This window comes from Janthinobacterium sp. NFX145 (genome assembly GCF_049810325.1).
Taxonomy (GTDB): Bacteria; Pseudomonadota; Gammaproteobacteria; order Burkholderiales; family Burkholderiaceae_D; genus Janthinobacterium; species Janthinobacterium rivuli.
Map to the genome: position 1 here is coordinate 3,257,559 of NZ_CP187360.1, position 25,257 is coordinate 3,282,815.

The 25,257-nt window shown below is 67.5% G+C and carries 13 protein-coding genes; all 13 read right to left on the bottom strand.

The genetic code is table 11. The features are described 5' to 3' along the window. Nucleotide 1: 1 nt before the first annotated feature. Nucleotides 2–751, bottom strand: a complete 750-nt coding sequence (locus tag ACPJXG_RS14665) for an aspartyl/asparaginyl beta-hydroxylase domain-containing protein (RefSeq protein WP_099403549.1) — start codon at nucleotides 749–751, stop codon at nucleotides 2–4. Further along, on the bottom strand, nucleotides 748–2,007 hold the full coding sequence (locus ACPJXG_RS14670; protein ID WP_425251488.1) for a beta-ketoacyl-[acyl-carrier-protein] synthase family protein: 1,260 nt from the start codon (nucleotides 2,005–2,007) through the stop codon (nucleotides 748–750). The genes ACPJXG_RS14665 and ACPJXG_RS14670 overlap by 4 nt, the downstream gene beginning before the upstream one ends. After that, entirely contained in the window at nucleotides 2,004–3,233 is a 1,230-nt protein-coding gene (locus ACPJXG_RS14675; protein ID WP_035818577.1) for a beta-ketoacyl-[acyl-carrier-protein] synthase family protein, read from the bottom strand. The genes ACPJXG_RS14670 and ACPJXG_RS14675 overlap by 4 nt, the downstream gene beginning before the upstream one ends. Further along, the gene (locus ACPJXG_RS14680; protein WP_035818574.1) at nucleotides 3,226–3,498 is read right to left on the bottom strand and encodes a phosphopantetheine-binding protein; all 273 of its coding nucleotides are present in this window, start codon (nucleotides 3,496–3,498) and stop codon (nucleotides 3,226–3,228) included. The genes ACPJXG_RS14675 and ACPJXG_RS14680 overlap by 8 nt, the downstream gene beginning before the upstream one ends. A gap of 30 nt (nucleotides 3,499–3,528) precedes the next feature. Beyond that, nucleotides 3,529–4,881, bottom strand: a complete 1,353-nt coding sequence (locus ACPJXG_RS14685; protein WP_425251489.1) for a hypothetical protein — start codon at nucleotides 4,879–4,881, stop codon at nucleotides 3,529–3,531. A 32-nt stretch (nucleotides 4,882–4,913) separates the two neighbouring features. After that, nucleotides 4,914–8,705, bottom strand: coding sequence for a hypothetical protein (locus ACPJXG_RS14690; protein WP_425251490.1), 3,792 nt, complete (start codon nucleotides 8,703–8,705; stop codon nucleotides 4,914–4,916). Continuing rightward, on the bottom strand, nucleotides 8,702–9,640 hold the full coding sequence (locus tag ACPJXG_RS14695; RefSeq protein WP_425251491.1) for a hypothetical protein: 939 nt from the start codon (nucleotides 9,638–9,640) through the stop codon (nucleotides 8,702–8,704). The genes ACPJXG_RS14690 and ACPJXG_RS14695 overlap by 4 nt, the downstream gene beginning before the upstream one ends. Before the next feature lie 14 nt (nucleotides 9,641–9,654). Further along, nucleotides 9,655–11,136 carry a hypothetical protein gene (locus ACPJXG_RS14700; RefSeq protein ID WP_278315775.1) on the bottom strand — a complete coding sequence of 494 codons (1,482 nt, stop codon included), beginning with the start codon at nucleotides 11,134–11,136 and terminating at the stop codon, nucleotides 9,655–9,657. A gap of 10 nt (nucleotides 11,137–11,146) precedes the next feature. After that, nucleotides 11,147–20,563: a DUF6603 domain-containing protein gene (locus ACPJXG_RS14705; protein WP_425251492.1), complete on the bottom strand. Its 9,417-nt coding sequence runs from the start codon at nucleotides 20,561–20,563 to the stop codon at nucleotides 11,147–11,149. A gap of 73 nt (nucleotides 20,564–20,636) precedes the next feature. Beyond that, the gene (locus ACPJXG_RS14710) at nucleotides 20,637–21,557 is read right to left on the bottom strand and encodes a hypothetical protein (RefSeq protein ID WP_425251493.1); all 921 of its coding nucleotides are present in this window, start codon (nucleotides 21,555–21,557) and stop codon (nucleotides 20,637–20,639) included. Between the two features lie 3 nt (nucleotides 21,558–21,560). Next, entirely contained in the window at nucleotides 21,561–23,072 is a 1,512-nt protein-coding gene (locus ACPJXG_RS14715) for a lipase family protein (protein WP_425251494.1), read from the bottom strand. After that, nucleotides 23,069–23,821: a hypothetical protein gene (locus tag ACPJXG_RS14720; protein ID WP_425251495.1), complete on the bottom strand. Its 753-nt coding sequence runs from the start codon at nucleotides 23,819–23,821 to the stop codon at nucleotides 23,069–23,071. The genes ACPJXG_RS14715 and ACPJXG_RS14720 overlap by 4 nt, the downstream gene beginning before the upstream one ends. Before the next feature lie 67 nt (nucleotides 23,822–23,888). Beyond that, nucleotides 23,889–25,205, bottom strand: coding sequence for a hypothetical protein (locus tag ACPJXG_RS14725; RefSeq protein WP_425251496.1), 1,317 nt, complete (start codon nucleotides 25,203–25,205; stop codon nucleotides 23,889–23,891). Nucleotides 25,206–25,257: the final 52 nt, after the last annotated feature.

A 25,257-nucleotide genomic window follows, 5' to 3' on the forward strand; every position in this document is an offset into this window, starting at 1 on the left:
CTTAATCTGTTTTCCAGGTGTAGTTGCTGGCACGCCGGTGGGTGCCGATGGCGTAGACGCGGCGCGCCATCAGCATGATCAGGCGGCCCAGCATGTGCGCCGGCTGCGGCATCGGGCGCAGCACGTCCACGATCAGCACGACCCGCACTTCCTGGGCGTCGTTGATGATTTCATGGTCCCAGCTGTCGTCGAACAGCACTGCCTCGCCTTCCTTCCAGGTGTACTTGGTGTCGTGCAGCAGCAGCGACGGCGGATTGTGCTTCGGCACTTTCAGGCCGAGGTGGTAGCGCAGGTAGTAGCGCGAGGGGCTGGTGTGGCGCGGGATCGACTTGCCGGGATCGAGGATCGAGAAGAATCCCTGGCACAGGTGCGGAATCGCGTCGAGCAGTTCGCAGGTCTTCGGGCACTGCTTGCGGTTGAATTCCGGCTTCTCGCCGTAGCAGTACAGCATGAACACGTTCCAGCGCTTCTCGCGGTTGTAGCGGCCCGAGGCATACAACAGGTCGATATCGATGTCGTGGTAGCGCGGCATTTCGTGCTGGTGCGGCAGCACGGCGTCAAGCTCGGCCCGGATCGCGTCATAGTTCTGCTCGAACAGGCGCAAGGCGGGACAGGTCTCGTCGATGTCGAAGTACAGCGGCCGCTTGTCGCCCCCGATCACCCGGTTGAAGATGGGGTTGAACACGCTGACGATCTTGTAGTTGAGCAGGCGCGTCCTGGCGATGAAGTAGAGTTTTTTCAGCAGCATCATGGTTCCCCGTCGTGGCGCCCGACTGCCAGCACGCCGTTGAGTCCGCCAAAGGCGAACGAATTGCACAGTGCATGGCGCTTGCCATGCCCGATGGCCGTCCCATGGACGATGTTGAGCCTGCTGGCGGGGTCGGGAATGTGCGGCGCGCCGATCGGCGGAACCACCCCGTGCTCGAGCGCCAGCAGCGCACTGATGCATTCCAGCGCGCCGGTGGCGCCCAAAGCGTGCCCGTGAATCGCCTTGCCGCCCGAAACAGGCACGCTGGCGCCGTGGCGGCCGAACACTGCGTGGATGGCCTCGCTCTCGGCCGCGTCGTTGAGCAAGGTGCCGGTGCCGTGCGCGATCACGAAGCCCACCTGCTCGACGTCGAGCCCGGCACTCTTGACGGCCCGCGCGATGCAGCGCGCCATGCTGGCGCTGTCGGGACGGGTCCAGTCGGCGGCCGAGGCGTTCATCGCAAAGCCGCAGATTTCGCCAAGGATGGTGGCGCCGCGCGCGCGCGCCGAGGCCAGCGTTTCGAGCACCAGCACGCCGGCGCCCTCGCCCAGCACCATGCCGTTGCGGTCGGCCCCGAAGGGCCGGCAGGCGTCCGGCGAAAGCACGCGCATCTGGCGCCACGCGCTGTACAGGCTGTACGACGGCAACTGTTCGCTGCCGCCGGCCAGCATCACGTCGGCCAGGCCGGCCCGTATCATCTGGTAAGCCTGTCCGATGGCGTGCGTGGCCGAGGCGCAGGCGCTCACCACCGAGTGGCTCGGCCCTTGCAGGCCGAAGGCCATCGAGACGGTGCTCGCGCCGGCGTTGGCCATGGCGCGGATCAGGGTTTGTGGCGCCGGCGGACGCCGCTTGACATACACCCGGAAGCCGGCCAGGTTGCGCGCATCCTCGCCGCCCATCGCCGTGCCCAGCACCACGCCGACCTCTTCCCTGTTCTCCATCAGGTAGTCGAAGCCGGCCTGGCGCATCGCCTGTTCGGCCGCGTGCAGGGCGAAGCGCGCGAAATCGTCGATGCTTTCGGGCGATATATTGGCCGCCACCGCGCGCGCGGCCGGCAGGCTGACCTGGGCGCCGATCAGGCGTACCGGTTCCTGCGCCGTCGCGCACCACTGCTCGCCCTCGCGGCTGAGCGCGGCCACGCCGCTGCGCCCGCTGCGCAAACTGTCCCAATAGCTGGCCAGGTCGTTGCCGGCGGCCGAGACCACGCCCATTCCCGTGACCACCACGCGCCGTTGGGCGGCCATGTGCGAGCCCGTCATGCCGGGCAACGCTTGATGGCGAGCACCGAATTCATGCCGCCCAGGCCGAAGGAATTGGACAAGGCGGCATCGATCCGCTTTTCGCGCAGTTCATTGGGCACCATGTCGATGTCGCACAGCGGATCGCGCTCGAGGAAATTGGCGGTCGGCGGGATCAGGCCGTGCTTGAGCGCGAGGGTGGCGGCGATCAACTCGAAGCCGCCGGTCGCGCCCAGCGCGTGCCCGTGCACCGCCTTGGTCGACGACACGGCCACCGCGTCGCGCGCGCCGAACACGCTGCGGATCGCCGCGCTTTCCACCAGGTCGTTCGATTCGGTGCCGCTGCCGTGGGCGTTGATGTAGCCGATCTGATCGGGGCGCAGGCCGGCCGAGCGCATCGCTTTGTTCATGGCCGCGGCCGAGCCCTGCGCGAGCGGGTTGACCGGGTCGCCCGCGTCCGAGGTGATGCCGACGCCCGCCAGTTCGGCGTACACGACGGCGCCGCGCGCGCGCGCCGAGGCCAGCGTTTCGAGCGCCACCACGCCGGCGCCCTCGCCCAGCGCCAGGCCGCTGCGGCCGCTCGAAAACGGGCGGCAGGTGTCGCTGGCCAGCACGCCCATGGCCTGGAAGGCGAGCAAGGTCGAATAGATGACGCTGGCCTCGCTGCCGCCGCTGATGGCGTAGCCGGCGTGGCCGTGGCGCAGCATCAAAAAGGCCTGCGCGATCGCGTGCGTGCCCGAGGCGCAGCCGCTATGGACCACGAAGGCCGGGCCCGTGAAGCCAAATTCCATCGAAATGCAGCTGACCGACGCCTGATGGTTGGTGCGCACCACCAGCGCCGGATTGCAGCTCTTTTTGCCGAGGTGGAACAGGCGGATCGCCTCGGCCTCGCGCGAGGCCTCGCCACCGCTGGTGGTGCCCAGGATCACGGCCACCTGGTCGCCCGGAACCTGCTCGCGGTTCCAGCCGGCGTCGGCGATCGCCTCCTGGGCCGCCACCAGCGCGTACTGCGAGAACGGGTCGAGCAGCGGTTGCTGGCTGGTGCGTATGTGCTGCTGCAACTGGAAGCCTTCGACTACGGCGGCCGGCGCCGTGATCGTATGCCCCACCTGGGTCCGGGTGACGGGACGGATCGCCGATTTGGCATGGATCAGCGCATCCCAGAACGGGGCCACCCCGATCCCGCTCGCCGACACGCAGCCCATGCCGGTGATGACCACCCTTTGCTCGTCGCTCAGCTCATGCATCGGCGACCACCGTCCCGACCGCTCCGTTCTTGCGGCGCTCCTGGTCGACGTGGACGCAGGCGTCCTCGATGGTATCCAGGGTCATCAAGGTGTAGAGTTCGATCTCGATGTCGAAGGCGTCGTTGATCTCGAACACGATCATCGCCATTTCCAGCGACGCAATGTCGAACTTGTCGAAGCGGGTCGCGGGGGTGAGCTCGGTTTCGATCAGCGAGGGTTTGACCTTGCGGATGGCTTCGTAAATGACACGTTCAGATTCTCGCATAAGATTGCTCCATTTGGCAGGGTTGATTGATTACGACGGGCTGACGACGACACTGAGGGAACTGGTCACGATGTTGCCGTTGGCGTCGCTGACGCTGAGCACATAGTCGGTCGTGACGGCCGGGTTGACGACGACGCTGCCCTTGGCCACCTGGTCGCTGGCGATGGCGCGGCTCACGCCGTTCGCGCCAAGGTTGGCCGACAGCGCCAGGCTGGTTTGCCATTGCAGCGTCACCGCCGTGCCGGCGGCCACGCTATAGGCGCTGGCGAGGAACACCTGCACCTGCAACGAAGGATAATCGCCCAGGTATTGAACCACCGGCCCGTAGGCGCCGCTGGCCGTGAGCCGGAAATAGCCGGTGAACTGGTCAACCTGCCAAATGCCGTTGCTCACGCCGACCTGGTAGGTGTTGGTCACGCCGAAGGCCGGATAACGGAAGTAATCGACCGTCACAGGCTTGAACGGGATGTCGATCTGCGCCAGCACCGGCTGGCCAAGCCCGGTCGCGCGCAACGTGTAGGTGGCCGAATTGCCTTGCAACCTGTTGTAGGGCTGCACGGGCAAGCTGCCGGAACTGCCCACCTGCACCACGCCCGTGTCCGTCGTCAGTTGCACCGTTTGGGCGTAGTCGACATTCCAGCTCAAGGTGACGGTATCGAAATAATTGATGGCCGGGCTGTTTTTGGGTTCGAAACTCTCGACCACCGGCACGCTGATCGTCACCACCACGATGTCGCGCGCGAATTCCTGCGAAGGCGTCCACGCGTAGAAAGTGTAGGCGACCTGCACCGCGCCGGGGGCCACGTCCTTCGACGGCGTCGTGACCAGCTGGTCGATGGTCTTGTACTGGTTCGGCAGCGGCGAAATCGTCACGTAGGCGGCCTTGGCCGCCGTCCATTTCAGCGTCGTACTCTGGCCCAGGCCGACAATCTGCGGGACCGCCTGCGCCACGATGCTGAGCACGGCCACGCTTTTTGATACCGGGAAGCTGGTCTTGGCCTGGCCGGCGCCGATGAACTCATCGAGCAGCACGGATACGTTGCCCTGCTCCAGATTGATGACCACCGCATTGAATTCGAAGGCCAGGAAGGCGCCCGCGGCGAGCGTGACGTTCTGGCTCGGCGAAATCAGGAAATTGTACGGGGCGGCCGAGGCGTTCTTGCTGCAGCGCCAGCTGGCAGGCGCCCCGGTGTTGACCGTGCTCAAGTCCGCCGTCAAGTCGGTGGCGCCGCTGCCCACCGGCAGGCAGATGTAGATTTCATCGTTCGGCGTCAGCTGCAAGGGCTTGGCGCCGCCGTTGCTGGCCACGAGGGTGAAATTGACGCGGCTGTTGGCCACGGCCGTGGCCGGGGAGAGTACATAAGTGAGGACTGTCGCGCTCATCGCATCTTTCTTCTATCGGGGTAAGTGAAAAATCAAGGCTGATCGCCGCCCAGGGCGCCGCTCAGCTTGAGCCAGCCTTCGCTCAGGATCGGCCGCGTGGCCGGCAGCGCCGCCACGGCGGCGGCGCTGGTGAGCGCGTCGCTCTCGCTCCAGGTGGTCACGCCGGAGCGCTCGACCCAGGTCCATACGCCTTTCACGCTGGCCGGCAGCGGCAACTGGATCTGCGGCGTTTCAAGCAATACCGGACCGGTGCGGAAGGTCGTGGACATGTTGTTGAGCGCGCTGTTGACCGGGCCGGCCGGCAACGACAGCCATTGCACCGGCAGGTAGCCGGAGATGGCCGGCATCCAGCCACGCGGGTCGACCAGCATCGTCACGCTGTGGGTGGTCACGCCGTCGGCCACGGTGGTGAAGCCGGGGTCGCCCACCAGGTAGGAGTTCGGCCCGGGCGCGCCAGGCGCGCCGCTGGCGGCCAGGTCGCTGGCCATGCGCGCGAGTTTGTCGCGCGGCGCCAGGGTGCGATCGGCCATCACCCGGCGCGGGATGGCGAGCCGGTCGTCATAGCCGTAGTAGGGATAAAAGCAACTGTAGTCGTCGTCGAGGAAGTAACCCATCACGCCGTTGTTGCTCAAGCCGATGTCGCCGATGCGCAGCGGCAGCGCCACCGACGTGAAGTCCTCAGTGACGTTCATGCCGGTGTCGGCCCATGACTGGTCGTTGGCGTCCGAGCCGCTCACGCCGAGCGTGACGAGGGCGCGCACCATCGCGATCGGGCGGCCCAGCAGGATCGCCAGGTTGCCCTGGATCGGCTGGCCCAGGGGGTCGACTTTCCACAGGCTTGAATCTATCACGTCGAGCAACTCCTGCAGGGCCGGACATCCCTCGGAGCCGCGCAGCAGGATGCCGTCGACGAAATCGTTGAGGTGCCGCAAAGCTGGGCCGAATTCGGGCGGACTGCCCAGCACCGCATTGCTGCCGGGGACGGCGTCCCAGCGCAAGCCGGAGCCGACATCGACGGCGTCGTTGCCGTAGTCGATGAGCATCACCTCGCCCAGGTTGTTGCCGGCCGGGTCGAACACCACCAGGCTATGGTCGATATGGTTCGGGATCACCCAGCCGCAGATGGCGCTGGTGAGGTCCGACGAATTGCTGCGCACGCTGTCATCGTCCGCCTTCACCATGCGGAAGTCCAGCCGCAGCGGCTGCGTCACGCGCGGCGTCAGCTGCATGTATTTGCTGTTGCCCTCGCCCAAGGTCACCAGGCTGGCGCTACGGATCGGTTCGAGGTTGTCGCTCAGTTGCGAGCCGCGCAGGATCTGGCCGTAGGCATCGACCACCTGCAGCTTGGGGATGCGGAAATGGCCGGCGTGGATAGGAAAGAACAGGTCGGCGCCGGCATCGGGCAAGTAGCTGGCCACGTCGGCGAGCAGTTCGGCGATCTCGGTCTTCTGGACGGAGCTGAGCTTGCTCATTTTCAGCTGTTGCATGATCAGTTGCTGGATGATGCCGGACATCGATTGGGCCAGCACGTCGAACTGGCCGATGGTGGCGGCCATGTCGCGCAATTCGTCGATCTGGTATTGCGGCAACAGCGCCGTGTTCGGATCGCTGTTGAGGAAGTCGTTGAGCTTGTCCTGCAGGCCGAGCGCGCTTTGCCCGTTCAGGATGCTGCGTCCGGTGTAGGTGGCGGCGGCGGCGGTCACGGTGGTGCCGGTCCATTCGAAATCGAGTTCGTCGAGCTGCCAGTCCGCCAGCATCGCTTGCGGGGTGGCGGCGCTCGGATGCCATTCGATTTCCCAGTCGAGGTAAATCGGCGCCCACGGCGGGGTCCAGGCGGCAACCGACAGCTTGGCCGGCGGCACGCCATACAGGCCGGCGGTCCCGGCGATCGTGCGCACGTCGACCACCTCGGCGGCCGGCCCGTTCCAGGCCAGCGTTTGCTGGCGCGCGATTTGCGCGCTCAGGTCGGCCAGCTGAGCCGCGCTCGGGACGATGTTCGCCTTTTCGAACGCGCGCGCGGCGATCAATTGGGCGTTGTTGGTGTCGAGCAGGAAGGTCTCGAACCAATAGTCATGCATTTCCTTCGGGATCATGACGCCGGCCGGCCACTCGATGGCCGGGAAATCGCCCACCGCCAGCGTCACGTCAAACGGCACCGGTGTGTAGACGACGTCGATCGCGTAAATGGTCTGGCCGGTGAAGCGGGTGAACAGCTGGCCGTCGCCGGCGCTGTAGCCCAGGGCGCCGAACTTGGTGTCCTGGCTGGCGCCAGCGAGCAGAATCACCGGATCCTGGCGGTAGTTGAAGCGCGCCTGGTTGATCGTGTTCATCGTCAGGTTCAGCGGCGCGACCAGGGTCTGCAGCGCCGCCCTGTCCTGCTCCAGGGTCAGCGCGAGCGCGGCGATCTGGTCTTGCAGCGCGCCGACCTGCGGGCTCAAGGCATCGATCTGCGCCTGCGCCTTGGCGCCGTAGCCGGGATTGGTGCGCGGATAGTTTTCCAGTTTCCAGTAAGCCGCGTACAACTGCCACTTCAAGGTGGCCAGCAAGGCGGTGTCGGCGTCGAGCCGGTACTGGTCGCTGTTGAGCTTGATCAAGGCCGCGGTTGCGGCCGGATCGAGCGGCACCGAATAGGCGCCCGTCGGGATGTCGGTCGGCGACGAGGTTTGCCCGTCCTGGAAAACGACCCATTGCTTGCCGCCGCCCTGGGTGGCGAAACGCGCCGCTTGCGACTGGACCAGGAACACGCTGCGGTTGTCGACGTAGTCGTACACCATGTCCTGCTGGAACGCGAGCAGCAAAGCTTCGGCCTCGACACTGCCGACTTCCTTGGCCAGCCAGGCCGACAGCGCCTCCTCGGCGTTGGCGCCGATCGCCACCGTGGGCGGATTGGTGCCGTCCAGAATCTTGTTGATCGGGTAAAACTCGTCGCTCCCCTTCCATTGCAAGCCATACACGAAGCCGTGGCACAGGTTCTGCGCCGGCCACTGATTCTGGGCGGCGGTCAGGGGCGGGCCGCCGCTGACCGGGTTGGCCGCCAGCCAGGCCTGCCAGTCCAGCTCGGCGTCGGCCAGGTCGGCGTCATTCCCGACGGTCCACTGCATGGTGTCCATGATGGCCCGCCACTGCTCTTCGGTGGTGAAACCGGACGGCATGTCGACCGTCTTGCCATAGAGCGGATCGTCGTCCGGCGTGGCATACCAGCCGCAGCTGCTGTAGCTGTATACGCCGGCGGCCGCGCCCGCCATGTCGTCGTGGAAGGCGAGCACGTTGGTCATGTTGTCGTACACCGCGACATAGGTCGGGTCGCCCGGCCCCATCGCCTGCAGGAAGGCCTTGCCGTAGGTCGAGGTGGTGCCGTCCCAGGCGCTCAGGTCGAAGCGCCGGCCGATGTAGCGCAAGGTGCTGCCGCCGTCGGGATCGGGAAACACGTGCGTGCCTTCGGGCGCGGGGCCGAGGTAATCGCTCTCGAGCACCCAGGCCGTCAGTTGCGGCACGTCGCCGGGCTGGGCGATGAAGCTGCGTGTGACGATCCAGCGGTTCGGCAGCGAGGGGAAGCTGACGCCGCCCAGCGCGTCCACCTGGCCATGGCGCAGCGCGCTGGGCACGGTCCAGATCAGGTGGATGCCGAGCGCGGGCGGGTTCGACGCAATTTCGAACGCGCTCGGCTGCGGCTGCCCGAGGCGCAGGCCGAGCTGGTCGTACTGCACCGCGACGGCGGCCCAGTCGCCGGTCTGGTTCGGGGCACCCACCATCAGCGCGTCGAGGTAGATCGGGGTCAGCAGGACCGGGCCGGCCCAGGTTGGATTGACGATAGGCGTGCTCATGCTTTCACCAGATTTCCGTTGCAAATTTTTCCAGTCGCGGGTTCGAATTGCTGCAAGCCCGCCCCCTTGACCATCTCGACCGCGAATTGCGAGGAAGTAAACGCAGCGCCGGCCTGCCAGGCGCCCAGGCCGACCAGCTTGTCCACCATGGCGTCCTTGCATTTGACGATGTCGAGCACGCCGCTGGCGCGGTCGCCGTCGCGAAACGTGATCGGCGAGGTGCAGGCATCGCCGTGGCTATCGTTGATCTGCTTGCCGGCCGGGAAGGCGCCGCCCAGGCCGCGCAGGGCGATCTGGTATGCGCCCGGCTCGGCCGGCACGCCGATGACGCCGAAATGCAAGCCTTCCGGCGGTTCCGAGAAGTTGACCAGCTGCGGCACGCCGTTGAACAGGGCCAGCAGCACGTTGTCGGACAGCCGGTCCAGGCGCAGCAGGGGCACCGGCCTGGTGCCCAGGACGTCGAAGAAGGCGTTCACCTCCATACCCGGCCAGCCCGTGACGGCGGCCGAGCGCAGCAGCACGCCGGTCACCGTGCCGCCCACCTCCAGCGTGGGCGCGAGCGCCTTGCGGCGCAGCTTGGGGCGCACGTTGCCGACGGCGAGCGCGGCCTGCTGGGCCAGGCGCTCGAAGGTGCGCAGCACTTGCGCGTAATCCTGCGACGAGCCGAGCGCGATATTGACGGCGCCGTTGACGGCGCAATCGGTCCAGTTCTGGTCCATGTAAAAGAAGCGGATCGATTCAGGCGGCAGCATGGCCGCGTCCGGCACCAGATATTCGAACGGCACGCCGTACAGCAGGCACAGCTCGGCCAGCCAGGCGACGATGTCGTCGGGAATGTCGAGCAGGCCATTTTCCTTGTCGCCATCGGTCCTGGCCAGCGCCTGCTGGTACATCTTGAGCAACTCGGTCGCGCCGCTATGGCTGCTTGTGGTCATGTGAACTTCCTCGTTTAGTTTGGCTTGCGCACGTGCTGGTGCAACAGGTGCAGCGCGTCCTCGCCGGCGGCGATGCGCTCCTCCCAGTCAGGCACCACGCCGGGCAACAGGTCCTCGTCGCGCCGCTCGTGCGCCTTGAGCGGCGCAATCGAGACGGCCTGCCCGGCCACCCTCGAGAGCACCGCCAGCAATACCGGCGTGACGCCGGCGCGCGGCTGCTGGAACTGGTCGGCCAGGCCGTGCAGGTGGTCCGAGGCGACGGCCGACAGGGCCGCCTGGTAACTGTTGATGCGCCACTGGAACAGCGAACTGGCGAAGGCCGCGTCAGACAAGCCGAGCAACTGGCCTATTTGCCAGGCGCTGGCGTAAGACATGTTGAACAAGCCGTTGGCCGGGTCGTAGCGGATCGCGCGGTCGCTGAAGAAATACGGGCCCAGCGGGTCGGCCTTGGTGGGCACCGGCGACAGGGGGCCGCGGTACCAGGACGTCGTCACTTCGCCGCTGCGGGTCACGTTTTGCAGGGGAATGTAGCCGATCTGGAGTGCCTCCACGGCCGTTTTCTCGGCTCCGCTCAAGTCGGCGGGGAATGGTCGGTGGGTCGGCTGCATCAGGTCGACCCCGCCCTGCCCGCACAGGTTCTGCATGTAGTCGAGGAAGCTGCCGCGCGGGCCGGCGGCGGTGAACTTCCAGGTCGCCAGGCAAACCAGGCGGATCGTCTTGTATTGGGCCGCGATGGCGGGGCCGCCGTGCAGATGCGCCTGCTGGCCTTCGAGCGAGACCAGGAAACAGCTGTTGTCGCAGCCGCTCCTGGGCAGCCGGTTGCCGACGGCGACCGAGAACCAGCCGTCCTCGACCATGCCCAGCACCTCTTTCTGGTCCGTGTTGACTTCGCGCACGTGGGCCAGCAGCGGCAGTTCGGCCAGCGACGGCGCGAGCGCGAGGAAGGCGGCCAGGTCGAGGTCGATGGCCAGCAGTTGCGAGGCCAGTTCATCGGCACTGAGGGTGTCCGCGTCGATCAGGGTCGGCCCCAGGATGGACGGGTCGCCCGGGTCGATCAGCTGCGCCACCGTGATCACCTGCGGGGTGGCGCCTTTGAGCTCGTCCGGATACAGCGTCAGCAGGCCGATCCAGGGCGGCGTGGTGCCGTCGTTGTCGCCCGCGTTGTTGGTGTTGCCGTCGATCGACCTGACCCACGGCAAGGTGCGGGTGCGCAACACCACGTGCGGCAGCGATTCCTCGTAGTTGCCGACCATATTGGCCGGCGGATAGACCAGCTGCAAGTCCTGGGACGGCAGCTGGAAGCGCGGGCCGCTCACCAGGAACGGGGTTTGCACGCCGAAGCTGTTGCCCTTCACATCGGCCTTGAGCCCGTCGACCGTCTGCTGCGCCTGCAACCAGTAGGAACCTGCCTGGAGCGGGGGCTCGGCGGCGCAATAGAAGCGGATCTGTCCCGCTGCGAGCGGCACATCCTCGTCGGCGATGGCGATATCGTTCATGGACTTGTCCTTATGCTATTTGAAGTTGGCAAGACGGCGGCGCGGTATCGGCCGGCGCCCCCGCGGCGCACTGCATGAGGCCGCTCAAGCCGCCCGATTTCAGGGTCGCCGCATCGGCGCAAAAGCCGAACACGCCCTGCACGCTGGCCGACGCCGGCGAGCGGTAACAGGCGGTGTCGCGCCCGTGCACCAGCAGCGCCAGGCCGAGCTTGCCGTCTAGGCAATCGGGCACCTGGTACACATACACCTGCAGCGCGCCGGCCTGGAGCACGAATTGCGGATCGAGGTCGTCCTCCCCGGCATACGCCGGGTTGGCCGGATCGTCGGTCCAGCGCGCCTGCACGCGTGGCCGGACCGAGCCGCCGACCAGCACCGCCACCGTCGACACCTGCTCGAAGAACAGGGTTTCGAGCCAGCCCTGCCCCAGGCTGCCGTCGGCCTGGCGCACCTGGTTGCCCTTGAGGACGTCGCTGGCCAGGATCTGGCCGCGCTGCAGTTTTTTCAGCACCGGCGCCGCTTCCGGACGCAGCAGGCAGCCGTCGGCCTGGAAGTAATAGTGGTTCAGGCGCGTCCAGTCGCTGTCGTGGTACCAGCCGGCAACGCCCTCCGGGCTGGCGTCGCCGGCGATCACCACCAGTTCGCTGGTGGCGGCTGGCAGCTCGTGGTATGCGCCGCACGCCGGATCGGCGAGGCGCAGCTGCAGCGGCTCCTCGTAGCGGTTGAAGGCGAGCAGGCGCAGCGCCAGGTTGCCGCGCAGCTCCACGCTGCGCGCGGCGTCGTCGCCGAGGCGCACGATGCTGGTCGCGCCCGGCGCCAGGGTCAGGTACAGCTTGCCGGCCACGTTGGCAGCGAACTGGCCGAGGCCGGCCACCCATTTGGCGCGGCTGCGGTAGCGCATCAGTGGCAAGGCGGTGTCGCCCTTGCCCAGCGCGTGCCGGGTGGCGCCGGCCCGGTAGCGCCGGCTGTGGCCAATCACCCGGCTGGCGTTCACGGCGGCGGGCGCTTCCGCGGGGACCCGCGGCGCCGCCTGCGCCATCGTGGTCGAGGCAGTGATCACCGGCGCGAGGTCCATGCCGAGCGGCGCGATGCTGGGCGGCGACTGGAAGATGTTGCCGACGTTGTGTTGCAGCACCGACAGGTTGGGCGCCTCCAGCGCCGGCTGGCCAAACAGGCGCAGCGCGGCCAGGATGTCGTTGCGCAGCAGCACGACCAGCGGGTCCATGATGGTCGAAGCGATCACCTCGGCGCGGTCGGTTTGGAGCGGCTCCGCCTGGGCCGGGTAGTTCGGCGTCCAGGCGAACGGCAGCGGCAGCGGACCCAACGTGACGAAGGCCAGCGTGGCCATGTCCATCGGACCGACCGGCGCATACAGCAACACCTGCGAGCCCTGCAGGGTGGCGCCCAGGATGGTGCCGGGAATCGACTTCGCCTGCGGGATGCCATTCGGATCGAAGGAGTTCTTCGACCACAGGGCATCGGGCGAGCTGCTTTGCTGCATGCCCACGTCGATCAGGCGCGCATCCAGGCCGATCGCTTCCCAGGCCTGGTCCTTGACGGACCAGCCCAGCACGCTCAAGGTCAACGGCGTCGTCACGGTGACTTGCGCCATCGGCTGGATGCCGATGGCCGGACCGCTGAAGCTGGCGGCGGCGCCGGCGAAGCGCAAGGTGGTCGCCGGAACGACGGTGCCGACGGTGAGCGCGAACGGACTCTGGATCACCCAGCCGACATCCGGGTAGTCGCCGATCAGGCCGCGCGTCACTTGCGGCTTGAGCACGGCGTAGGCCTGGGTCAGCGCCGGGGTCGGCGCCTGCTGCGCCAGCGCCATCAGCGCGGCCGGGGCTGTTCTAGCGCCCGCCGGCGCCGTGTCGATGCTCAGCGCGGGCAGGAAGCTGAGCTGGAAGGCGTCCCAGTCGAGCGGATTGGTGCCGGGCTGGGCCTGCTTGCTGTCGCCGAACGGGATCGAAAACGAAATCACGTACCAGTCGACCCCGACCTCGCCGGCGATCGGCGGGCCCCACAGGACCAGGCGAGCGCCGATCTGGGCCGTCAGCGACAGCTTGACGCCGGCCACTTCGGTCTCGAATCCGGCGCCGACGGTGATGTAGGCCTCGAGCTTGAAATAGAACGGCTGCCACTGGATCAGGAAATCGACGCCGGCGGCGAACCAGGCGCGCAGCGGGCCGCTTTCGAACAACACTTTCAGGTAGCCGCCGGCCATGATGGCCGACGGGGTCAACGCGAAATAAGCGCCGCCGTTGATGTTGAGCGAACCGATCGGCATGACCATCGGCCAGTTGAAGCCCAGGCGCGGCACGACCGGATAGTTCTCGGGCACGCTGAAGGCCGGGTTGTAGCCGCCCAGGGTGATGACGAAGTCGCCCGCGTAGAGGCCGTCGTACCAGACGATGGCCGCAAAGCCGCCCGTCAACTGGCAATCCTTGGACAGCACGAAGGAGTTCGGCGTCAGTTGCGCGCGCACCGACACCACGCCGTCGCTGGGACGGAACGAGACCAGCAAGCCCAGCTCCACGTAGGCGAGCGCGTTGGCCGGCTTGGCCTTGGGCGGGAACGAGGCCGAGCTGATGCCGATCAGGTCGATCGAGAACTCGCGCCCGAACTTGACGATCAGCAGCGCGAACGAGTTGAGCATCTGGAAGCTGGTGAACTGGATGCCGCCTGCGGCCCAGTATTGCCCGATCTCAGGATAGACCACCTTGGAGAGCACGCTCAGGGCCGAATCCGGCGTCGCGCCCGAGCCGAACACGCTGCTGTCGATGGCGCCCTGCACCAGCGGGAATTCGGCGATGTCGCCCACGTCCGGGATGCGCAGGTTGCGGTTGTAGCCGAAACCGGCGGCCAGGCCGTTGATGAAGAAGGCCGGGGTGGGCCCGAGCGGGATGTTCAGGTTGACAAAGATGAACAGCGAGGCGGCCGTCGGGCCGTCCGGCCTGGCCGGATCGAGCGGCACCAGCGCGTACGAGCCGAGCGCCAGCAGGCCGAAGGAGCCGGCCTTGACGGTGGCGTAGCCGTCGTAGCTGAGCGGGTTGTCCTGCTTGAGGAAGCCGCCGGCGATTTCCACGCCACCGCCGCTGAACTGGATGTCGATGCCGGCCAGGTCCATGCTGTAGGCGCTCGGGTCGAGCGGGGTCTTGACGGGCACGCCGACGGACAGCGAATCGAGGCCGATGAACAGGCCCGCCATGGTGACGTTGCCGTCGAACAGCATGTCGAGCAGATACTTGTCCTGCTCCCAGCCAACCCCGATCTGGCTGGCGTACAGGGGTCCGAAGCTGCGCTGCACCGGGAACCACACCTGGGTGCCCTCGCTGCCGTCGCCGCTGAACAGCTCGACGTACAAATCGTTGACATAGGAGGTGCGCACCGAGAAACCGGGATTGGCGACCGGGTTGGCCGACTGCGGCGAGGCGTCGCTGCCGGAGCCGAGCAGGTTTTCCGCCACCGGATTGGCCTTCCCGCCCGGCACGGCCACGTTGGGCGCGAGCGAAATGCCTATATCGCTGAGCATCACGCCCCCGCCGAACGACGTGACCTGGCTGGGTTTGGCGAAGTCGAAGGTGATCAGGCCGCGCGGCGCGACCGCGCCCAGGCTGAAGCGGCTCATCTGGACCAGGTTCTGGCCTTCCTTGCCATGGAAATCCATGCCGATGTTGACCAGTTCAAGCAGCAATTTCCTGAATTCCGGAGAGTCCGTGCTGATCGGCACGTACAGCGAGACGCCGCCCTTCAGGTCGGGGTCGCCGCCGGCCTTGGCGATCCATTCGGTGTCTTCGTCGCCCAGCTGCAAGGTCACGTAGGGTACGGCGGCCAGTTCCAGGCCGGGCACCATCACGCGCAGGCCGAAATAGTCGCTGCCGTCGCTGCGCGGACCGAGCCAGATGCCGCCGGTCTTGCCGATGCTGACCAGCTGGAACTGCTGGGCCAACATGGCGCGCAGGAAACGGGCGAGGAATTGCTCGATGGTCAGGCTTTCCAGCGCGGACAGGCTGTTGAGCATGTACAGCTTGTCTTCCTGGATCATCAGTTGCGAGGCCAGCAAAATGGTGGCGGCGCTCGGCCCCTTGTCCGACGAGAACAGCGGTTGCTCCATCCACTTGCTGACGGCGGCCTGATTCAGCACCAGGATCGACAGGTAGCGCGGCACGATGTTGAGCAGGATCGATTCGAGCCAGTCAACGACATCCTGGCTCCATTGGGTCGTATCGGGTTGACCGAAGAAGGTCGGCAGCAATTCGCGGTAGTAGCTGCTGGCGGCCAGCGCCGTGCCGGCCGGGTCGACGCCGAGCAGGAACTTGCTGCTGAGCATGTCGAACTGCATCGACAGTTTCGGTCCGCAGCCGTCCTGCAGCGGCGCCAGGATGGCCAGCTGGAAGTTCAGCTGCGGCTTGACCGGGCTGACCGGGGTGCCGTCGGCCAGCACCGGAATGCCGATCCCGGTGGGCGCGATCTCGAGCACGATGCTGTCGCCGGTGGGCAGGTTCAGTTCGACCCACAGGCCGACCTGCAAGATGTCCGACAGGGTTTGCACCCCCGTCACCAGGGTGACCGGCAGGCTGGCCGATGGCTTGTAGCGCAACAGGCCGGCATCGGTCTCGATGCTGGCGAAATACGGCTTGAGCAGGCCGGCCACGGCTTGCACGGTGGCCGGCGCGTTGGCGCTCGACAGGCGTGCGGACAGCCACGCGAGCGCCGCGCTGCCGACCGCGTCCGCGCCCTCCTCGCTGACCGCGATCAGCTGCTGGACCAGCTGCGGCACCTGCAATTCGTCCGAGGCGCTGCGCAGGCTGGCCACGAAGGCGGCCGCGCCGCCGGCGGCCAGTTCGTCCAGCAGCACGGCGGTCAGTTGCTTGAGCAAGGCTTGCGCGGCTTGCTGCGCGGCCTCGACCACCAGCGTTTGCCATCCGGGGAACGGCAGTATCTGGAAATTCTGCCCGCTCTCGAGCTGCCTGGCCGACAGGTGGAACACCTTGTCGTAGGCGGCCTGGAGCACCAGCGTGGTGTCGCCCGCGACCTTGCCGCTGAGCGAGACCTTGCCGGCCAGGCCGGGCTGGAAGTTCGGCCCCAGCGAGAGCGAGAACGCCAGCGTCAGCAACTCGACGCCGTCGGCCAGCGCCAGCGTCTTGCCGGCTGCGAGGCCGGGCGTGATGCTGAATGTCTGCGCGGCAACGTCAGCCACCAGCTCGATTTGCTGGCTGTACGGCAAACCGAAAATGCACAGGCCGCCCGTGATCGGCTTGATGCCGACGCCGCTGGAGGCCTGCGAGGCGACCGTGATGGTGGAGAACACGCGCGCCAGGGCGGCGATGTTGAGCTGGCCATTGGCGCCGAGCACGGCGTCACCCAGCAGCCAGCCGAGCGGATCGCCGAACAGGCCGAGCGGCGACTTGGTGAACCACAGGCCGGTGGCGCTGTCCTGGAATGCCAGCCCGAGCGCCGACATGGCGGTGCGCGCGACCGGGTAGGCGTTGAGCAGCTGGGCGTCGACCACTTGCCCGAAAAAGGTCGAGAGCGCGAAATTGGGCGCCAGCGCGATGGTTTGCTCAAGGAACAGCGCGGCATCGAAGGGATACAGGGTCAGCGGCAGCGGCATTGGCTGGGTGCCGTCGCCCCAGCACAGTTCGACCGCGAACGCGGCCTTGGGCGCCGCGGCGACCGTGACGGCCAGCCTGGAGCGCACTTCGAGCTGCACTTGCGCGCAATACAGGCCCAGTTCGGCGCTCAATTCGCTGCTGCGCAGGTCGAACCCCATTGCCCCGCTGATCTGCAGGAAGTTGCCCCACATCGGCAGCGCGTCGGCCAGCAGGCTGACCTGGATCAGCGCGCCCTCCGACACCGACAATTGCACCGGCCCCACGATCACCGGTTCGATCTGCGAGCACAGTTCGGCGCTCAGCTGGGCCACGCGCGCCGGGTCGTCCATCAGGGCGGTAAAACGGCTTTCCAGCTGCGCCGCCGGATTGGCGGCCAGCGCCACCCAGTCGTACAGGCAGGGGGCGAAGCCGCTGTCCTGGTCCTGCACCAGCTGCAGCGCGTGCAACAGTTGCAGCATCGGCAGCGGCAGCGCCGGCAGCGTGATGCCGATGATGGATTCGAGCAGCGCCACCGCCTGGGCCCGGCTGTCGGCATCCTGGAACAGGGCGATGCCGCGTTCGATGAAGTAATTGAGCGGATCGGCCAGCATCGCGGTCCAGCCGGCCGAATCGACGCCGGCCAGCGCATCGGCCCTGGACAGCGGGACGACCAGGTTCATCAGGCCCAGCACCTGGTAGGCGTTGCCGATGGCGGCGTTGCCCAGCAACGGCGTGACGAACTGGCCCACGCCCACGTTCAGCAGGCCGTAGAACACGGCCACCCATTCGCTGCTCTCTTGCGTCAACTGGTCCAGGTCGTAGACCAGCGTGTCGTCCCCGCTATGCATGGTCAGCAGCACCTGCGGCTGCAGCACGAGGCTGCCCTGGTCGAGCGCCATGTCGATCCCGAGCCGCATCGACACGAGCGTCTTGACGGTGCCGTCGGTGCTCGGCACCACGACGGGCGTCTGCGGCGTGAGCAGGGTCTGCAGGCGCAAGCCTGGCAGGTAGTTGCTCTGCGGCGCGGCGCCCGTCAGGGGCACTTCGACGAAGCGCAGCAGCAGGTCGGTGCTGGTGTCGATACCGAGGGCGCTGAAGCTGAAGCTGCGCTGCAAGCCCAGGCCGAGGGTCTGGCCAAGGGCCGACGTCCACACGGCCAGGTCCAGGTCGCCCGGCAGGTCGACCGCCACCGCGAACGGCGCCGCGTAGCTGCCGCTGCCCGACACCGCCGGGATTGGCGCGCCGTCGCTGACGGCCCAGCCCAGCAAGGACATGGCCGCTTTCGTGTAGTCCGCCTGCGCCAGCAGCGCCGAGATCTGGCGCTTGACGTCGCCGACCGGGTCGGTGAAGCCGTCCGGCTTCATCACCGGCATCGTGGCCGGCCAGCTCAGGCCGGCGGGCACGAAGGCGCCCAGGTTCGGCAGCAGACCGAGCAAGGCGTTGAGCGCGAGGCCGGGACGGTTGCTGGTGCGGTACACGGCCACGCCGGACAGGGCGGTGACGATGGGCGCGAAGGTCTGTCCCTGCTTCGTGACGAGTTCATCGAGCGAATCGGCGTCCGAGAACACCATGTCCTGCCCGACCGGCATCGAGGTGCCGTCGACGATGATGGCCGGCTGGCCGACGGCGACATTCCAGTGCCAACTGTCGTAGGGCGACCAGCTGCCGCTGAAGGAGGCGCCGTCGACGCTGACGGCGGCGCCGGCGACGGCCGGCGTGACGAGGGTTTGCGGCAGCGCGATGTGCGCGGCGATGCCCGGGAATATGCACGCCTGCACCGGCGCGCCGTTACCGAACTGCATGCTCAGCGCGTACACGTCGATGCCGATGTCCAGCGTTTGCAGGCTGGCGTAACTGATGTCCGGGCTCAGTTGCAGGCCCAAGGTGAGGCGGTTGGCGCCACCGGCCTGGCTTTCCACATACGCCAGCAGGGACGCCGGCAGGCTGGCCTCCGTAAGCGAAAACAGCCACGGGTCGGCCGCCTGTCCCTTGCCGGTCACGCTGCTCGTGACGCCGGTCTGGTCGAACAAGGCGCCGGCCGCCTGCAGCAGCCAGTACACGGGCAACTGCCCGTCGACCAGGGTGCCGCCTTGCAGCAGCGCGCTGTAATACGTGCTGAACGCGGCCACCGGGTTCTGGAACGAGGTGACCATTTGCGCGGCGCTGAACGGCGGCGCCAGCGTGGCCGGCCAGCTCACGCCCGCCTCCAGGTCCGGCGCGATCACGCCGAGAAGGATGGCGGCCTGGCGCCCATAGGAGGAGCCGCCGGCCAGGCCGAACACGCCCTGCAGAGCAGCGTCGACCAGGGTGTACAACTCCGTGATCGCCTGCTCGACCAGGGTGCCCGGCTGGGTCAGGTCGATCTGCGCGTATTGCCCATTTGGCGTCGATACATCGACCAGCTGGAACGCGGGCACCACCTTCATCGCCGCGGTACTGCTTTGCAAGACCGAAACTCCGCCGCTCAAGCTGCCAAAGCTGTACTGTTCGCCGCCCACGCTGCCGGCGAACAGCGGCTTGCCGGCGTCGGTGCTGGTCAGCGCGATGCCGACATTGAGGTTGAGGAAACTGGTGCTCACGCCAAGCTGGCCGGTGGTGGCCAGCGAAAACTGGGCCAGGTCGAGCTGGGCCTGGATCAGGATGTGCGCCGGGGCCGTGCCCAGTTGCTGGCCCTTGCCGCGGAAATTGAGGCCCGGCAGCAGGTAGCGGGTGCCGAGGGCGTCGACCTGGGTGACCATGGTCAGCGCCAGCGCGCCGTAGGCCGGCTCACTCAGCAGCGGCACCATGAACGGCGCGGCCACGCTGCCGTCGCCGGCCACCTCGGGCGCGGCCACGCCGAGCAAGGCGCCGATCGCGCCCATCCAGGCCGGGAATGCGGCCTCGTCAGCCAGCAGGCTGTTGAACCAGGCGACGAAGGGCGCGCTCAGCGAGGCTTCCGCCTTCGCTTGCGACAGCAGCGTGTCCCAGCGCAGCAGCGGCAGGCGCACCGCCGAATCGGGGACGATGGGCGACAGGCCCAGGATCGGCAACAGGTTGCTGGCGCGATTGTCCTGGCTCAGCACTTGCTGCAAGGCCGAGACGAACAGGGTCGACACCGTGCTCAGCCATTCTTGCGGCGTGATCTGGGCGATCTGGCTCAGGTTGCGGTCGGCCGGGACCAGTTCGGTCGGCAATTGCAGTTGCATCACCACCACCGACAGGTCGACCGATGGCGCACCCAGGTCGAGCTGGGCGCTGAACTTGACGCCGTTGAACGACAGGCCGTTGCTGTTGATGATATTTTGCCCACCTGCGGCGGCGAACTGCACGCCCATGTTGAGCGGGAAGTCGCTGTTCCCCAGCACCATGTGCATGCCGCCCTGCCCGATTTTCAAGACCGGCAGCAAGCCCCAGGCGCTGACCTCGATGTCGCTGACGCCGTCGGCCACGCCCTGGGCCGCGAAATCCCACTGGTGCAGCACGCCGATGCCAAATACCTGGTCGCTGTTGACGAGGTCCGGATTGACGGCGTAATTGACGAGGTAAAAACCAGTCGCCGTCAGGCTGCCCGGATACGGGATCGGATTCCACACGCCCATGCTGCCCAGGTCCTGGGCCGGCAAGCCGAGCGCGCTGGCCGACACTTCGCCGAGCAGCTCGGCGAACAGTTCGGCGATCGTCGCGCCGTTGGTCGACAGATTGTCCCCGGTCAGATTCATGGGGTTCTGGAACCAGTCCGGATTGAGCTCGTAGCTGTTGGCCTGGCCCTGGACCGCGCGCAGAATGCCGATCGCGATGCCCAGCTTGAGCAGCGTGGGCGCCAGTTGCGACGCGTCGAAGGTGGCCGCGCTACCCACGACGGGCCTCACAAGAGAACGTGTTGATGAACATCATTTACTCCCGTTGCATGAGCTTCAAGGACTGTTTCCGTCAAACCAACTTTACTTCGACCACTCCGGGCGTGCCGGCCGAACCGGGATTGCCCGGCAGACCGGGCTGGCCGAATGCGCCATCCGGATGGCCCATACCGGGAATGCCGGGCGCGCCGCCGGCGCCGGCCGTGCCGCCCGGTATCTGGTCGGCCCGGGTGGTGAAGCTGGCGCCCGGATCGATCGCCTCGATCCACACCCGCAGGCGCCCGCCGTTGCCGCCGGAACCGCCATGGCCGCCGGGTCCGCCAGCCGCGCCGGCGCCGCCCGCCGCCATCTTCCTGGTGGCCGGATCGATCCCGCCCATGCCGCCCTGGCCGCCCTTGCCGCCGGCGCCGCCATCGCCGCCCTTGCCCGCGCTGACTTCGAACAGCGTGTCGCCGCCCAGGCGCGCGATGGTGATGAGCGCGTCGGGACTGTCGAGGCCGCGACTGCCGTTCCCGCCGGCGCCGCCAAAGGTGCCGGGGCCGCCCGGGGTATGACTGTCAACGCCGTTCACGCCCGTTGCGCCCCGCGATCCGGCCGGGCCGGCCTGGCCGTCGGGGGCGGTCAGCAAGACTACCCTGGTTCCGCCCGGCGCCGCGCCGGGGCACCATTGATCAACCACAAGGTCGGTGTTGGCCGTCAGGACGAGGCGCGCGTCGTCCGCCATCGACAGCGATGCGAGCACCAGGACCACGCGCTGCCCGGCCCTGCCACTCACCAGCAAGCGTTGCCCCGGCCCGAGGGTCAGTTCGCTCAACGCGAACACGGCCGCCTGCCTCGCTCCGACCGAATGGGGCGCCAGGTCGGACTGCGCCGGATCCCCGCTCAGGGCCAGGCCGGCATGCACCGGCCCGGCCAGCGCGGCCGGATCGACCCCGTAGTACTCCAGCTGGCGCAGAAAATACGGCGACATCGCGCGTCGCGTCACAGCGTCCATCGTTCAGCTCCCTGGATTGAGAAGGTCGATATAGTTGTACAAGCCGTGGAAAGTGCTGCCGTTGTAGCTGTCGAAATCACCTCCCGACAACGGCACGGGCGTGCCCAGGGTTTGCGGTGCGCCCAGCAGTTGCAAGGCGGGCATGATGTCGAGCGTCCTGGCCACCTGGAAATTGCAACTTCCCAGGCGGCTCAAGCCATAGTTGCGCGCGAACGTGAGATCGGCCGCCGGTCCCGTGCCGAAGGTGTAGACCGAAGCGACCGTGCGATTGCCGGCCAGCGGATTGGTCAGGATGTCGACCGCCATCAGGTTGGCCAGCGCGCCGCCGCAGTCGTGCCCGGTCAGGATCACCGGCTTGTTGCCCAGCACGTTGAGCGCGGCGCGCAGGCTGTCGCGGCCGCTGGCATACAGGTCGACCAGGGGCTGGGCATATTTCCCGTAATTGCCGCCGAGCCAGGCTGGCGAGGACGGGGCGGCATTGCTCACGAGGGTGATCAGTTCGATCCACGTGAACGTGCCGCGCAGCGCAATGACGAGCGTGTCGGGGCCCTCGAACAGGCTGGCCCAGACCGTCGCGCCCACGCTCAGGTTTTGCTGCAGCACGTAGGGGCTGTAAGTGAAAGCCAGGGTGCTGCCCGGATGCTGGGCCATCTGGTAGGGGATGGCCGACAGCTTGGCCATCGCAAAGGCCAGCAGCGGATCGAATCCGGGCACCGCGGCCGTTGTGCCCGCGCCGTCATTGACGGGGGCCACCCCCGTCAGCAATTGCTGGTAGTACGGACCGTCGCGCTCGACCCAGGGCGAATCGTAGGTCGGGATCGCCATGGCCAGGTTTTGCTGCGCGCCGGCCTGGACGTAGCCGCTGGCCGGCAGCGGCTGCGACGGAAACAGGTCGGCCGGCGCCTGCACCCGGTAGGCCGCCGGCACCATGCTGGCGAACGAGGCGGCGAAGGCGGCGTCGGCGAAGGGCGGGCAGGAATACACGTAGGACTGCAAGCTGGTCACCGGCGACGGCGACAGGGTCTTGTTCGGCCGCAGGTCGAGCGACGCCAATTGCGCCACCGGCGCGCCCGGCCCGAGGCCGACCACCACCAGCGGCAACGTGGTGGCGAAGGCGGGAATGGTCCGCTGGATCTTGGCCAGGTCTACCCACAGCGACCTGCGGATGGACTGGTACATGGTTTCGAAGCCGCCGTCGGCCGAGATCGCCGCGGCGGTGCCGACGACGCTGCTCGGCACCAGGAACAAGGAATGGTTGTCGGGCGTGTAGAAGGCGATGAAATCGCTCCACAGCGCGCCGAGCACCAGCACGCACATGGTCGGCGAGGAAGCTGGGCTGACCGCCAGGAAGTACTGGCAGCCGCCCATCGAAGCGGCGCCGGTGTAGCTGTATGCCAGGCCCCAGTCGGACGGCAGGTACAGGTTCGCCAGCGACGCGTTGGCCAAGGTGGCCAGCGGCACCAGTTCGGCTGCCAGCGCGGCGTCGTAGGACTCGAGGGCGGCGTCGGCCATCATGCCGCCACCGCTGTTTGACTCTGCAGTATCAGCACCGCGCCGACGGCGCCGGCCACGCCGGGGTTGCCGCTCGCGCCGGCCACTCCGACGCTGCCGCTGGCCGCGTTGCTCGGATCGCTGGTGCCCGAGGCGACTTCGTTGGCGCCGCCCAGGCCGCCGGCGCCGCCCAGGCCGCCCAGTCCGCCGGGACCGGCCAGCCCGCCGGTCGAGATCGCCACGATCGGTTCGCTCATGGTGGTGTAGGTGATGGTGACGCCGCCACCGCTGCCGCCAGACCCGGCATTGCCGCCGATGCCGCCATTGCCGCCATTGCCGCCGACGCCGCCGACCGCCGTGCTGCACTCGGGCGATTTGCCGCCGGACGCCTCCAGGCAACTCGTTTCGACCGAAGCCGGCATTTGCCCGGCCGCGCCGCCGAGCCCGCCGAGTCCGCCCACGCCGCCCGCGCCGCCTGCGGCGCCCGCGCCACCGGTCGAGGAGATCGTCAGCAAGCCCTCGACGCTGCCGACGACCATCGTGAAGGTGGGTGCCGGCCAGCCCGGCCCGCCGGGCGAACCATTATTGCCAAAGCCGCCAGGTCCGCCGGCGCTCCCGTTGCTGGAACAGTTGCAGCACTTTCCAGACGTCAAGCTGCCCGCCGTACCGGCGGCCCCCGCCGTGCCAGCGGCGCCGGCGGCGGCGTCCGGGACCGGAATCGCGTCCTGGCCAAGCAGACGTATCACTGCAGTGCTGCCATCAAAAGTAGTCATCTCTTCTCCCTTTCAAGACCCCGCGCTGGCTTGCGCGGGGAGGTCACCCACAGTCGTGAAGCTGCCCTTACGCCGGTTGCAGACGCGCCGAGAGGGTACCTGGAGAACCGGTGATGCCGGGCACGCCTGCCGTGCCGGGGTTCCCGGCCGTGCCGCCGCCGGTGCCGCCGCTGCCGGCCGCGCCGCCGGCGCCCGCCGCGCCGCCCGAGCCGGCGGCGATCGACGAGGTGTCGATCGAAAACGTGGTGTCCGATGTGATCGAGGAGTAATAGATCGTCACGTTCGGCCCGTTGGCGCCATTCCCGCCATTGCCGCCGTTGCCGCCATTGGCGCCATTACCGGACGGGGTGCCGGCGTAGGAGTTATTGCAGGGCGCAGCCGCCGCCCCGGCCGCGTTGCCGCCATTGCCGCCGGCGCCGCCAGCCTTGCCGGCGCCGCCATTGCCCCCCACGCCGCCGATGTAGGTCACCTGGATCGGACCGGAGATCGCGCCCAGCGAAAACACCGAGGTGCCGGAAATGGAACCGTCCGCGCCCCGGGTGCCGGCACTGCCCGCAGTGCCGTTGCCGCTGGCCGTGGCGGCCACCGGCGAAGGATTGTTGCAATCGCAGTTATTGCCGCTCGGCGAACCTTGCACGGCATTGCCGCCGTTGCTGCCGTTGGTGCCGGCCGTGCCGTCGGTGCCGTTGCTGCCGTTGGCACCCCGGAAGTTAATGGTCGGAACGGTGCCGCCGGCACCGCCCAACGCTGTCTGGCCGTTGAATACCTGCGAATCCATCTGGGCGGCGGTGACGACCTGGATACTGCCGCCCGGCTCCACCGTCACGACGCCGAAATTGTACAAACCGATCTGGTCGGAATCGAGCACCAGCGGATTGGCGGCGGTGATCGTGATGTCCTGGGCTGCGTAGACCGCCAGCGACATCGGAAAATGGATCGCGTTGATGATCGCCTCGTAATCCTTGACCTTGTTCGAGTTGCCCACCAGGAAAGCGTGCAAGGCCTGCACCACCGCCGCCTTCTGGGTCTCGGTCATGAAGTTCTCGATCAAAGCCACGTCGCGCCCGTGGGAGGACAGCGGCGGCAGCGCCAGCTCCGAGAGCGGTTGCGGATACCTGACCTGGGCATCGCTTTCCAGCCCGCGCACATAATCCTCGTCCTTGCAGGCGCACAGGGCCTTCAATTGCGCCACATTGGCGACCTTGAGGATGTTCGCGGGAGGAAAAGTCGAATTGGCGGCGGGATGCCCGCAGTGCAGGCCGTCCTCGGCGCCGGCGGTCGTCACGCTGGTCTGAATCTTGCTGGGGTCCACGCCAAGCTGGGCGCAGCGCGCATTGAATTTCGCCACTTGCTCGTCGCTCAGATCTTTAAAGTGTTTAACCATCATCTCGCTCCTTCAGATTGGATAAAAATCCGTCAAGTCATCAGCCATATTA